General features: G+C 68.3%; 9 protein-coding genes. 5 read left to right on the plus strand and 4 right to left on the minus strand.

Annotated features, from left to right (window positions below; translation table 11 throughout):
* Nucleotides 1-110 precede the first annotated feature (110 nt).
* Nucleotides 111-2141, plus strand: coding sequence for a heme-binding protein (locus NDI86_RS08420; RefSeq protein WP_310899972.1), 2031 nt, complete (start codon nucleotides 111-113; stop codon nucleotides 2139-2141).
* Nucleotides 2142-2206: 65 nt separating this feature from the next.
* The gene (locus NDI86_RS08425) at nucleotides 2207-3952 is read left to right on the plus strand and encodes a sensor histidine kinase (RefSeq protein ID WP_310899973.1); all 1746 of its coding nucleotides are present in this window, start codon (nucleotides 2207-2209) and stop codon (nucleotides 3950-3952) included.
* Nucleotides 3953-3960: 8 nt separating this feature from the next.
* Here NDI86_RS08425 and NDI86_RS08430 read toward each other — a convergent pair whose 3' ends face one another.
* On the minus strand, nucleotides 3961-4731 hold the full coding sequence (locus tag NDI86_RS08430; protein ID WP_310899974.1) for a class I SAM-dependent methyltransferase: 771 nt from the start codon (nucleotides 4729-4731) through the stop codon (nucleotides 3961-3963).
* A gap of 55 nt (nucleotides 4732-4786) precedes the next feature.
* Entirely contained in the window at nucleotides 4787-5215 is a 429-nt protein-coding gene (gene sufU, locus NDI86_RS08435) for a Fe-S cluster assembly sulfur transfer protein SufU (RefSeq protein ID WP_310899975.1), read from the minus strand.
* A gap of 367 nt (nucleotides 5216-5582) precedes the next feature.
* Here sufU and NDI86_RS08440 point away from each other — a divergent pair, with 367 nt between their 5' ends.
* On the plus strand, nucleotides 5583-8363 hold the full coding sequence (locus NDI86_RS08440) for a G8 domain-containing protein (RefSeq protein ID WP_310899976.1): 2781 nt from the start codon (nucleotides 5583-5585) through the stop codon (nucleotides 8361-8363).
* A gap of 29 nt (nucleotides 8364-8392) precedes the next feature.
* Here NDI86_RS08440 and NDI86_RS08445 read toward each other — a convergent pair whose 3' ends face one another.
* On the minus strand, nucleotides 8393-9316 hold the full coding sequence (locus tag NDI86_RS08445; protein ID WP_310899977.1) for a TSUP family transporter: 924 nt from the start codon (nucleotides 9314-9316) through the stop codon (nucleotides 8393-8395).
* 393 nt (nucleotides 9317-9709) lie between these two features.
* On the opposite strand from NDI86_RS08445, the gene NDI86_RS08450 reads away from it, so the two are divergent.
* Entirely contained in the window at nucleotides 9710-10570 is an 861-nt protein-coding gene (locus NDI86_RS08450; RefSeq protein ID WP_310899978.1) for a hypothetical protein, read from the plus strand.
* Nucleotides 10571-10669: 99 nt separating this feature from the next.
* Here the strand turns inward: NDI86_RS08450 and NDI86_RS08455 are convergent, their stop codons facing one another.
* Nucleotides 10670-11914 (minus strand): aminotransferase class V-fold PLP-dependent enzyme, encoded by a 1245-nt coding sequence (locus NDI86_RS08455; protein WP_310899979.1) that lies wholly within the window; start codon nucleotides 11912-11914, stop codon nucleotides 10670-10672.
* 235 nt (nucleotides 11915-12149) lie between these two features.
* Between NDI86_RS08455 and NDI86_RS08460 the strand changes: the two genes are divergently transcribed.
* The gene (locus NDI86_RS08460) at nucleotides 12150-12668 is read left to right on the plus strand and encodes a carbohydrate-binding protein (protein ID WP_310899980.1); all 519 of its coding nucleotides are present in this window, start codon (nucleotides 12150-12152) and stop codon (nucleotides 12666-12668) included.
* Nucleotides 12669-12673: the final 5 nt, after the last annotated feature.

The following is a 12673-nucleotide window of genomic DNA, read 5'->3' on the forward strand; positions in this document are numbered from 1 at the left end:
GCACAATAAAACCATCTGGATAGTTGTGGTATGTATGTGGCTATCACGGCAGCGGCTCGTCCCGGTGCCAATATGGCAAGTTTCCTTACGCCTGCCCCGTAACCGCCGATATGGACCAACGGACGCCGCCCCAGACCGAAGAGGGCTGGTACGTGCTCCACGACTGTCGCCGAATTGACTGGGACGCCTGGCGCGACGCGCCCCAGCGGACGCGCGACCGGGCACTCGCCGAGGGCATCGACTTCTTCGAGGGGTACGAATCGCTGGCCGACGTTGCCGAGCGAAGCTCGGCAGGCAGTCAGACGGAGTCTGACTACGCCGACGAGGGCCAGACGGCCGTCTACACCGTCATGGGTCACAAGGCCGACCTCATGATACTCCATCTGCGCCCGACGATGGCCGACTTGGACGCGGCCGAGCGCCACTTCGAGCAGACCGAGTTCGCCGCGTTCACCGAGCGAGCGTACTCGTACGTCTCGGTCACGGAGGCGTCGGGCTACACCGAGAAAGCCCGCGAGTACTTCGACGGCGAGGTCGACGACGACTCCGGGCTGGCCCAGTACATCCAGGCCCGGCTCCACCCCGACATCCCCGACGAGGAGTTCGTCTGTTTCTACCCGATGAGCAAGCGACGGGACCCTGAGCAGAACTGGTACGACACCTCCTTCGAGGAGCGGGCCGCCCACATCAAGCGCCACGGCGACATCGGCCGGGGCTACGGCGGCGACGTGAACCAGATGATATGTGGCTCCATCGGCTTCGACGACTGGGAGTGGGGCATCACGCTCTGGAGCGACGACATGACCCACGTCAAGGAACTGCTGACGGAGATGCGCTTCGACCCCTCGACGTCCCGCTTCGCGGAGTTCGGTCCCTTCTACGTCGGGCGCCGGTTCGCTCCCGCGGACCTGCCCGCCGTGCTGGCCGGCCAGCGGGTTCCGACGGACGAGGCGGACGCGCCGCCGGCCGTCGGCGAGGACGCCCCGACCCGCGCGACGGCGACGGACGCCCACGCCGCCGACTCGGGACATCCTGGCGACACCGACGGCCACGACAGCGCTCACCCCGGTAGCCCGGGCGAGGGCGACCACCCACACGGCGGGGAGCGCGCCGACGCCGACCATCCGGCGGGCAGTGAGGCTGACACGGCGGAATCCGCACACAGCGGCGGCCGCCCGGACGTCTCGGGCGACTTCGAGGAGGTCGACGACGCCGTCGGTCGCGTCGGCCGACTCGGCCTCCACGAGGGGGAGGCCTACGACGCCGGCGACTACGCGCTGGTCTTTCACTCCTCGGCCGACGCCGAGGACCTCGTCGAGGAGGTGAGCGACCTCGCCGAGAGCTTCGACCACTACGACCGCCACGTGACGACGACCGTGCGCGCCCAGAGCGGCCAGAGCTACGTCGTCTCCGTCTGGACCGCGAAGGAGGCCGCCGAGACCGCCGCCGGCTTCCTCGGCGACCTGCCCGGCATCGAGGAGCGCGTCGGCGGGCAACTGGGCGAGCCAGACGACGACGGCGGCGAGGCCGACAGCGGCGGGGAGACCGCCGCCTCCTCGCAGTCCATCCGCGAGGAACTGGACGCCGAAGGGGTCTACGCCGGCCAGCCACACGGCGAGGACGTCTACGCGCTGGTGGTCTACTCGGAGGCCGACCCCGAGACGCTGGCCGAGGAGGTCGCGGACCTCCGGAGCGCCTTCGACCGCTACGACACGCACGTCCGGACGACCATCTACCGGGACACTGACGCCGAGACCACCGCCGTCGCCTCCCTGTGGGACACCGAGGACGCCGCCGGCACGGCGAGTGACTACCTGACGGACCTGCCGGGCGTCGTCCGCCGCCAGGGCGCGGGTGAAGGCTTCGGGACGATGGGGATGTTCTACACGGTCAAGCCCGAGCACCGCGAGGAGTTCGTCGAGAAGTTCGACACCGTCGGCGGTCTGCTCGCGGAGATGGACGGCCACCGCGAGACGGCGCTGCTGGCCAACCGAGACGACGAGAACGACATGTTCATCGCCAGCCAGTGGGACAGCAGGGAGGACGCGATGGCGTTTTTCCGCTCAGAGGAGTTCTCGGATACCGTCTCCTGGGGACGTGACGTGCTGGCCGACCGCCCGCGCCACGTCTTCCTGGCCTGACAGCGTTCTCACGGCTGATACTGGGCCGACAACGGTTTTGACCGGGACTCCGACTAGCCTGTAGGATGGTTGGAGAGCCCGTGCTCAGCGTCGTCGTCGCCGCGTTCCTGCTGGTCGCGGCCCTCGCGAGCTACGGGTTCGCGTGGTACTCCTGGCGGCGGGCCGAGCACCCTATCTCCGACCGCTTCGCGCTGTTGATGACCGCCGACGGCTCATGGGCGCTGTTCTCCTTGCTCGGCCACGTCAGCCCGACCGACGAACTCGCGCTGCTCTTTCGGGTCCCGTTCACCGCGGGGGCGGCCGTGCTGGCCGTCGTCTTCTGGTTCCTGTTCGTCATCGAGTACACCACCGACAGCGACTGGATTCCGTCGGTTGTCGTCCGTGGGTTCGTCGTCCTCGCGGCTGGCTACATCACGCTGCTCGTGGTGGACCCGGTGGGCCCCGTCTACCGGTCGGTCGGCGTCGCCCGGTACGGACTCCTCCGGGTCCCCTACGGCGAGTTCGGGACGCTCGCGCTGGGCTATCTCGCAGTCACCTACGCCGTGTTGCTGTTCTCTTTCGCCCTGCTCGGCCGCTTTCTCCTGCAGACGCGCAACCTCTTCCGGAAGCAGGCCGCGGCCATCTTCACGGTCACCTTCGCGGTCATGGTGTCGACTGTCCTCTTCGTGGCCGAACTCTCACCGCATCCGCAACTCGATTTGACACCGGCACTGTTCGCCGTGCAGGCCGTCGGCGTCGGGGTCGCCCTCTATCGCTACGACTTCCTCGACGTCGAACCGATGGCGGCTCACACGCTGCTCGAAGAGATGGCCGACCCGGTGTTCGTCGTCGACTCGCGGGACCGCCTGGTCGACTGGAACGACGCGGCCGACGCCTACGTCGACGGCGGCGGCCGCGCCACGCTCGCCGACATCGCGATTCCGGACCTGACGCGGACGCTGACCTCGACTGACGGCGGTGCGGGAAGCAACACGGCGACCGTGACGGCGGCCCGGCCGGACGGGAACCGCGGCCCCGTCACGTACGACGTGCGGACGACGTCGATAGCCGACCGCTACGGTATCGTCCGTGGTCGCGCCGTCGTCCTGCGTGACGTCACCGAACAGGAGCAGCGCAAGCGCGCGCTGGAGACGCAGAACGAGCGCTTGGAGGAGTTCACCGGCGTCGTCAGCCACGACCTCCGCAACCCGCTGCAGGTCATCGATAACCGTCTCGAACTGGCCCGCCAGACGGGCGACCTCTCGCATCTCGACGACGCCAGCGAGGCGACCCGGCGCATGGAGGTCCTGCTCGACGACCTGCTGGAACTCGCCCGCGAGGGACGGGTGCTGGACCAGACCGAGGCGGTCGACCTGGCTGCCCGTGTGGCCGACGCGTGGGCGTCCCTCGACGCTCCCGAGGCCACGTTGTCCGTCGAGACGGACCGGACCGTCGTCGCCGACCCGTCCCGACTCCAGCAAGTGTTCGAGAACCTCTTTCGGAACGCTGTCGAACATGGTTCGACAGGCAATCGGACGCAGTCCGATGACGCCGTCGACCACGGCAGCCCCGGCGTGTCGATTACGGTCGGTGACACTGACGACGGGTTCTACGTCGCCGACGACGGGCCGGGCATCCCGCCCGAGGAGCGCGACAGCGTCTTCGAACTGGGTGTGACCAACGCTGACGACGGTACCGGCTTCGGGCTGGCCATCGTCAAGCGGGTTATCGACGCTCACGGGTGGGCGATAGCCGTGACGGAGAGCGAGCGCGGCGGCGCCCGCTTCGACGTGACGCTCTCGGAGCGGCCGCTGCCCGCCCTCGACGAGTGACGGCACGCCTACCGCGTCGGTTCGGCGACAAACCGGAGTCGTCGGTAGTCGACCGTCCACGTCGCCGTCTCGGGGTCGAACAGGTCCGGGCGCAGGCGCTGTTCGACGCCGTCGACGATGGCCTCGCGCTCGGCCTCGGAGACGGGCGCCAGCAACTCGTCGCCGAACATCCCGACCCACTCGCGCAGCCCCGCCTCGCCGCCCTCTAGCTCCGTGGGCCGGTCGAACAGCCGTATCTCCGTCGGCTCCAGCCCGTGGGCCTCCAGTCGGGGCGCGTACTCGCCGATGCTCGGGAAGTACCACGAGTGGTCGGTGCCGTACCCCCGCGCGTCGAGTTCCGCCCGGACGGCTCGCTCGACCCGCGAGACGTTGCCGCGGCCGCCGAACTCGGCGACGAAGCGGCCGTCGTCGCCCAGTGCCGACCCGACCATCGAGAGGACGGCGTCGTGGTCCGCGCCGGGAATCCAGTGCAAGGCGGCGTTCGAGAAGACGGCGTCGAAGGTCCCGTCGGGGTCGTACTCGCGGGCGTCGGCGACCGCGAACTCCAGGTCGGGATAGCGCTCGCGGGCCCGTGTGACCATCGACTCGGCGGCGTCGACGCCCACCACCTCGGCCCCGCTGTCGGCGATGACCGCCGAAAGCGTCCCCGTCCCACAGCCCACATCGAGGACGGACTCGCCGGGCCGGGGGGAGAGCAACCGCACGACGTCTTTGCCGTACTCCGCGACGAAGCCGTGGCCCTCGTCGTAGTCGTCGGGGTCCCACTCGTTGTCGGACATGGTAGCGGCGACGGCAGGTGGCGAATAAAAACTACCGGGGGCGTGTGACGGGTTCTCAGTCGTCGTCTTCGGTGGTCGTCCGGTCGAGCTCTTTCTCGCCGAAGTAGATGTCCGCCCCGTCCTGAGCGACCTTCTCGGCCAGCACGGCGCACTTGATTCGCATCGGCGAGATGTCGACGCCGAGCATGTCGACGATGTCGTCGCGGTCCATCTCCTCAAGCTCCGCGACGCTCATCCCGTGGAGCCGCTCGGAGAGCATCGACGCCGAGGCCTGGGAGATGGCACAGCCGTCTCCACGGAAGGCGACCCGCTCGATGGTCTCCTCCTCGTCGTCGAGCAGTACGTCCATCCGGATTTCGTCACCGCACATCGGGTTCTCGCCGACGTGGGTGAAGGTGGGATTCTCGAGCTCCCCGGTGTTGCGGGGGTTCTTGTAGTGGTCGAGAATCTGCTGCCGGTACATGTCGGAGCCTCCGATACCCATTGTTAGTCCGTGATAGGGGGCTCCCGCTGAAAAGACTTCCTCACCACCTTTTTGCCGGTCGGGTGTCCTCGGCCGATTTCGTCGGCCTGCGGGCACAGCGTGGCGGCGATGCCGCCACGTCATACGGTTGCGGGCCGATGGCCCGCAACCCACTCCCGGCAAAATGGTGGGCGAAGAAGCCGGAATCGCCACGAGCGGCGATTCCGGGGAACTGACGGCGACCCCATCGGACGCTCTCGTGACAGCCCGCCCGTCCCCGAGTCGCGACCCGGAGGTCGCTCCGGGCCACCGCTCGGACAGCAGCCGTCCAGACGGTGGCCCACCAGCCCACACACTTATCCTTCCGTCCAGCGAGTGCGTGAACAGAATGTCGGAGGATGGGTCATCCCGACGGACGTTCCTGCAGGGCGCGGCGGCCGGTGGTATCGGGGTCACGCTGGCCGGCGGCGCGTACACACAGCGCGAGTGGCTCCTGGGCGGGAGCGACGGCGCGAACTCGCTTTCCGGTCCCGACCACGTCACGCGGCTCGTCACCGACGACCAGGTCACCGACCGGGCGACCGGCGGAGCCTGGGCCGATAGCGGTAGCTGGGAGGGGGCCGTCCCCGGCGACGGCGCGCACGTTCTGATTCCGGAGGGGACGACGGTCACACTGGCGAGCGAACTCGACGCGGCCCACGGGACCGTTCGCGTCGACGGGCGGCTCCGGGTCGACCCGACGGCGGCCACCAGACTGCTGGTCGACACGATGGTCGTCGCGGGGACGGGAACGCTCGAACTCGGTACGCCCGCGAAGCCGGTCCAGCGGGGTGCCGGGGCCGTCGTCGAGTTCACGGACGGCGGCCCCATCGACGAGGCGTGGGACCCCGAACGGGTGAGTCGGGGACTGCTCGCGCTGCCGGGGTCGACGGTCCGTATCGCCGGCGTCGAGCGGACCTCGTGGGCCCGGACCGCGACAGCACCCGAAGCCGGCGACCGGTCGCTTACCCTCGCCGAAGCGCCGACCGACTGGGCCGAGGGCGACCGCCTCGTCGTCGCTGGCCTCGACCCCGACGAGAACCAGGACGAGTCCGTGGCCGTCGCCGGCGTCTCGGGCTCGACCGTCGACCTCGACGGGTCGCTGACCCACGACCACGTCCCGCCCCGCGAGGAGTTCGACGCCTACGTCGCCGCGATGGACCGCAGCGTCGCGCTCCGCTCGGCGTCCGCGGCGACGAAACGCCGCGGCCACGTGATGTTCATGACGACGGACGTCCGGGTCCAGCACGCCGCCTTCGAGAGCCTGGGGCGGACGGACAAGTCCCGGCCGGTCACCGACCCGGTCAACGGGACGCCGCCCGAGCCCGACACGCCGAACCCGAAGGCCCGCTACGCCTGTCACTTCCACCGTACGGGCATCGATTCCAGCGAGGACCCCCGCGTCGTCGAGGGCTGTGTCGTCGACACCAGTCCGGGCTGGGGGTACGTCAACCACCACAGCAACGTCGCGTTCCGGGACAACGTCGCCTACGACGTCTTCGGCGCGGGCTTCGTCGCCGAAATCGGCACCGAGATAGGCGCCTTCGAGGGGAACTTCGCGCTGCGCTCGACCGGCACCGGCGACATGCCCGACGGCCGGCAGTTCAAGGCGGGACGGGAGGGGGCCATCGACGACTTCGGCCACGGCGGCTACGGCTTCTGGCTCCAGAGCCCCGGCGTCGCCGTCGACGGCAACGTCGCCGCCGGCCACCGCCACCACGGCTTCGTCTGGTGGACCCGGCCCAAACCCGACCGGGAGATGGACCCCGACCGGTTCTCGGGCATCACCGTCGACTTCGCCGACTTCCCCGTCGAGAACGTCGTCGGGCAAGCCCGACTCCTGCAGTCCGACGACGTCACGGACGGGAAGGTCCCGTCGACGAAGGTTCGCTTTCGCTCGTTCTCCGGGAACACGGTGTTCGCGTCGGGCGGCGGCCTCGACATCTCCCGGCACCGCTTCGGTGACGCCCACGACGAGGTCGGCAGCTACAGCGTGGTCGACGAGTTCACCGCGTTCAACGTCGGTGACCACTACAGCCCGTGGGACCGCCGTCGGGTCCCCAACGACCGGGGTGCCCAGGGCGGCCACAACGGCGTCTCGATTCGCTACAGCGCCAACGTCGTCGTCCGGAACCCCACGCTCGTCGACGGCGTCGGCGGTTCTCGTGGCGTGGGCATCAACCGCAACCACGCCCCGATGAACCTCCGGGTCGAGAACCCGGACATCGCGGGGTGGTTCACCGGCATCCGCGCGCCCCCTCGCGGTGAGAGCCCCATCACCGGCGGGCGCCTCGACAACGATATCGACGTCCACGTCATCGGGGGCGGGACCGACCGCCGCTGGACGCCCGCTCAGGACGTGCGCATCGACGGCGTCGACTTCGGCGACGGCGGCCGCGCGTCGGTGTTCCTGCGGACGAATCTCGACGACGACCTCTACGGCGTCTTCTCGCCCGAGGGCGGCGTCGAACTCGACGGCACGCCGCTGTACTTCGAGAGCCAGCGCCCCGACGTGGTGCCGTATCCGACCGCGGCGGACCTCGACGACGCGGGCGAAGACGCCCTGGGTGACCTGACGGACGCCTCGCCGGCCGCGCTCGTCGGGAAGTCAAACCGCGAGCTATCGAACGAGTTCGGCCTCGCCGTCGAGGGGCGACCGCTGCCCGACGACGCGGGCCGACGGTCGGACGTGGCCGGGGGGTTCGCCGCCGGCAGTTCGGGCGGTTCCGCCACCGACGGCCCGCTCCGGGCTGTCGAGTCGGCCGAGGGGTCGCTGTACGAGTTCGGACGGCTCGACCAGGGCGAGCGGCTCTACGTCTACGGCGACGCCGAGTTCCTGACGGTGCCCGGCAAATATGCCGGCCTCACCTACCTTCGCCCGGAGCAGGCGGACGCCGACATCGACCGGCCGTCGGGCTACCGGCTCGACCTCGCGGAGCCGGCCGACGCCTTCGTCGCCTACGACGCCGACGCCACAGCGCCGTGGCTCGACGACTGGACCGACACCGGCGACTCTATCGGCACCGACGACGGCACGCGACGGGTGTTCAGACGGTCCGTGGACGCCGGGACGACCTGGCTCGGGGGCTGTCCGGACACACACCGGATGTACACCGTGTTCGTCAGGTAGGGGCGTCGAGCGGCGGAAACCGGCCGTCGCTACAGGAACAGCGCGGGCACCGTGTTCCGGAAGATGTTGAGCGAGATGAGAAAGAGGAGACCGACGACGAACCAGTTGAACGTCGCCTCGTCGACCTCCAGCCGTCGCAGGTACGTCCCCAGCAGGAGGCCGACGACGGTGACCACCGCGATGACCGAACCGAGCCAGAGCCGGTAGGTCGTCAGCAGGTCGGTGAAGACCGCCATCTGGACGATACGGACCGTGAAGATGGTCCCCAGCACCATCGAGAGGCCGCCGATGTACCGCTCGACGTCCCGCTCGAAGGTGTGGAAGTAGGCCGGCAGCAGCGGCCCGAGGTTGGCCACGGCGAGCAGGAACCCCTCCAGGACGCCCGCCACGCCGAGGGCGATGGGGTGGTGGGCCTCCTCGACGGTCACGAAGTTCTGGACCACCTGGAAGGCCACGTAGCCGAAGATGACCAGGCCGATGAGGAAGGGGACGACGGGGCCGGTTCGATACCGCGCGAGGAAGGTGACGCCGACGACAGTGCCGACGACGGCCAGGACGAGCAGGGCCCACTCCTCGCGGACGAATTTCAGGCCGGTGTCGGTCTCGCCGACCTGGAACATGTTCAGCATCCACGGGGGGATAGCGAGGACGACGACCGCAAGCGTCGGGTCGATGACCGACGCGAAGATGGGGGTGGTGATGAGCGCGTAGCCAAAGCCCAGCATCCCCTTGACGGCGCCGGCGACGACGGCGACGACGACGAACAGGGCGAGCAGACCCACGGAGACGTCTGACTGGAGCCCCTTCGTGACGCTGTCCAGCCCCGGGAAGAACACGACGGAGCCGGTGACGACGGCGAGCGTCGCGACGGCCATCATGACCTCCCGATACTGGAAGTCGCCGAGGTTCGTGACGAACTGCTGGGCGTCGAGGTGTGATTGTTCCGAGCTCATGGACGGATGTGACGCGAGTAGCTGCGTGGGTACAGGACGGCCCCACCGCACTTCGCCCCACGCCTTCCGGTCGTATCTGAAGCGACTGATGACTGTGCGTACCGGGCGAGCCGCCCAGAGCGACGGCCCGAGACGGCGCTCTGGCCCGGTATCGACCGCGTCGGGTGTCTCATAGCTACCAGAAAGTGTTGCAGTCATCCAGGGCGCTGCAGACGGTTTCACCGTTCGCAACCGCGGCTCTCGCTCGTCTCGTCGCGACGGCCGGCCGCCCTCGGCAGGGGCGCCGTCGACGTTCGCTCGCTACGGTCGGTTACTGTACTTACTCGTAAGTTGGTAACCGAGTCATCAGGAATACTTATACTACTTCATGATTGATTATGAATAAGTGGTGGAATGTTCGACAAAGTCCTCGAAGCTTCGAAGCAGAAACTCTCCGCCGGCGTCTCGGACGAGACGGCCGTCGACGAGGAGACGCTCGCGGAGCTCTCGACGTTCGTTCCGGACGACGAGACTGTCGAACACGGGCTGTTGAGTGCGGGCGACCTGACCTGGACGCGGGGGGGCCGCGAGGAGACGCGGTCGCCCGGCCCGGACGGGTACGTGTTCCTGCTGGTTACCGAGCGGCGCGTCCGCGTCGTGGTCGGCGGCGCCGACCCCTCGGAACCCGTCCCGACACTGCCGCTGGGTGCTGTCACCGCCGCCGAGTATCGGCGTTCGCTGTTGTCGAGTTCCTTCATCGTCGAAACCGCCGACCAGCGTGTCTCGTTTTCGCCCGTCGGTGACGACAGCGAGGCCGTCGCGGACTACATAGGGGACGCCGCCGAGGGGTGGCAGCAGATGGATGCGGCCATCGAGAACGCTCGCGAGGTACTCGCTGCCTACCAGGACGAGGACGGGACGTTCGACGACCTCTGGCGCGTCGGCAAGCAGGTCCGGTCGCAAACGAAGACGGCCGCTCGGGCGACGGCTCGGGACAGCGATGCGGTGACGGCCCATCTCCGTCGGATATTCGAACCGATTGCTGCGGACCTCGCCAGGGAACTCCGCAGCGAGGCCCACAGAAGCGCGAGCGAAACCGACATCGCCGAAGACGGCGCCAGCGAGACCTACCAGCAGGCGCGAAAGGTGATGGTGTTCGCGATGGAGATTATCGAAGAGCACACGACGGTCGACGTCAGCCCGTTCGAGGAGAGTCTCGAAGCCCTCGACGACGATATCAGCCGAAGCGAGTGGCAGTGGGGCGGCGCCGAGTAGTCGACCACGAGGTCACGGATTCGACTCCACCCGGCCGCCCGCCGGTCCCGGCGCTCTCCCGCCGGCACGTGCTTGTGCCGATACGCTAGGACCCACGCCTCAGGCGAACAGCTGTCTGGCGTCGTCTATCGCCGCGACCAGCTTGTCGACTTCCTCGCGCGTGTTGTAGACGTAGAAGGACGCGCGCGCCGACGCCGCGACGCCGAGTTTGTCGTGGAGCGGCTGGGTGCAGTGGTCGCCGGCGCGAATCGCGACGGCGGAGTCGTTGAGGATAGAGGAGAGGTCGTGGGCGTGGACGCCGTCGACGTTGAACGCGACGAGGCCGCCCCGCTCCTCGCCGGCGGGCGGGCCGTAGGTCTCCACGTCGCCCTCGGCTTCGAGTCGGTCGAGCGCGTACTGGGCGAGTTCGTTCTCGTGGCGGCGGATGGCGTCCATCCCGATGTCGTCTAAGTAGTCACAGGCCTCGGCGAGCGCGATGCCCTGACAGATGTTGGGCGTGCCGGCCTCGAACTTCCAGGGGAGGTCGTTCCACTTCGACTCCTCGAAGGTGACCTTCTTTATCATGTCGCCGCCGTAGAGGTAGGGCTGCATCTCTTCGAGGATATGTTCCTTGCCGTAGAGGACGCCGATGCCGGTCGGGCCGGCCATCTTGTGCCCCGAGAACGCGAGGAAGTCGGCGTCGATGGCCTGGACGTCGACGGGCCGGTTCGGGACCGACTGGGCGCCGTCGACGAAGATGTAGGCGTCGTGGTCGTGGGCGACGTCGGCCAGTTCCGAGACGGGGTTGACGGTCCCGAGGGTGTTCGAGACGTGGACGACGCTGACCATGGCCGTGTCGTCCGTGATTAGCTCGCGGGCGTGGTCCATGTCGAGGCGGCCCTCGTCGTCGACCCGGATGTACTTGCAGGTGGCGCCGGTCCGCTTGGCTATCTGCTGCCAGGTCACCAGCGAGGCGTGGTGTTCCATCTCCGTGAGGACGACTTCGTCCTCGGGGCCGAGTTCGTTCAGGCCCCAGGCGTACCCCACCAGGTTCTCGCTCTCGGTGGTGTTCTTGGTGAAGACGATCTCTTCGCGGCCCTCGGCGCCGATGAACTCGGCGACGCGGTCGTGGGCCTCCTCGTAGGCGATGGAGGCCTCCTGACTCAGCTGGTGGAGCCCGCGGTGGACGTTGGCGTTGGTCGTCCGGTAGTAGTCGGCGATGGTCTCGACGACCCGTTCCGGCGTCTGTGTGGTCGCAGCGTTGTCGAGATAGACGAGTTGCTCGCCACCGAACTCCCGCTGGAGGATGGGGTACTCCTCCCTGATGGCCGCCACGTCGAGGGGTTCGATATCGGTTTGTCCCATTGGCTACGGAAACGGGTCGGGCAGTGAACTTTCTTTTGGTTCACCAAAACCACGCTTCGTCTGGACCGAAAACCGGCCCCGGAAAGGGCTGAAACCGTCGTTCTCACCGCAGATAGTCGGGGAGGGGTTGATTTCGCCGGACCAGGGATAAATTCGGCTGGAAACGCGCTCCGTTTATCAGCTGCTGAAATAATGACAATTATTTTATTTGAGTGGAACTAGGTGTAAGACAGCAATGGGTGACCCAGACGACCGCGGTTCCGGTGCGGTGAAACAGCCCGACGGCGGCGTGATTCAGCGCGGCCGCGGTGGGCGAGCCCGCTCGCTTCGACCGAACGGGACCCACGAACAGCCCGGTATCGAGCGCCACGAGGTGCCCGGCACCGTCCGCGTGGGCGACTACCACGAGTACCACCACGCCGACCGGTGGAACGCGGTCGACACCCCGCTGCGCGCGGCGGGCGACATCGACTGGCTCGCCAGCGACGAGTGGCTCGCCTACGACGTCTACATACAGGCGGCAGGCAGCTACGAGCTGACGTTTCACGTCGCCGCGGCCGACACCTTCGGCGGCGGCGACCTCGGCGTCGTCGTCGACGACGACCCCCTCCGTCGGGTCGCGTTCGAGTCGACCGGGGGCTGGTACGACTGGGCCGAGGTCACGACCGAGGTCCGACTCCCCCGGGGAATCCACACCCTCCGGCTGGTCGTCTTCGAGGGGGGCTGGAAGCTGAAACAGCTGGAGCTGCGGTAGCCGGT

This window comes from Haloarcula onubensis (genome assembly GCF_031624605.1).
In the GTDB taxonomy this organism is placed as follows: Archaea; Halobacteriota; Halobacteria; order Halobacteriales; family Haloarculaceae; genus Haloarcula; species Haloarcula onubensis.

Coding starts and splice junctions, on each gene's coding strand:
- NDI86_RS08420 (WP_310899972.1), top strand. CDS start 111: ATGGACCAACGGACGCCGCCCCAGACCGAAGAGGGCTGGTACGTGCTC.
- NDI86_RS08425 (WP_310899973.1), top strand. CDS start 2,207: ATGGTTGGAGAGCCCGTGCTCAGCGTCGTCGTCGCCGCGTTCCTGCTG.
- NDI86_RS08430 (WP_310899974.1), bottom strand. CDS start 4,731: ATGTCCGACAACGAGTGGGACCCCGACGACTACGACGAGGGCCACGGC.
- sufU (WP_310899975.1), bottom strand. CDS start 5,215: ATGGGTATCGGAGGCTCCGACATGTACCGGCAGCAGATTCTCGACCAC.
- NDI86_RS08440 (WP_310899976.1), top strand. CDS start 5,583: ATGTCGGAGGATGGGTCATCCCGACGGACGTTCCTGCAGGGCGCGGCG.
- NDI86_RS08445 (WP_310899977.1), bottom strand. CDS start 9,316: ATGAGCTCGGAACAATCACACCTCGACGCCCAGCAGTTCGTCACGAAC.
- NDI86_RS08450 (WP_310899978.1), top strand. CDS start 9,710: ATGTTCGACAAAGTCCTCGAAGCTTCGAAGCAGAAACTCTCCGCCGGC.
- NDI86_RS08455 (WP_310899979.1), bottom strand. CDS start 11,914: ATGGGACAAACCGATATCGAACCCCTCGACGTGGCGGCCATCAGGGAG.
- NDI86_RS08460 (WP_310899980.1), top strand. CDS start 12,150: ATGGGTGACCCAGACGACCGCGGTTCCGGTGCGGTGAAACAGCCCGAC.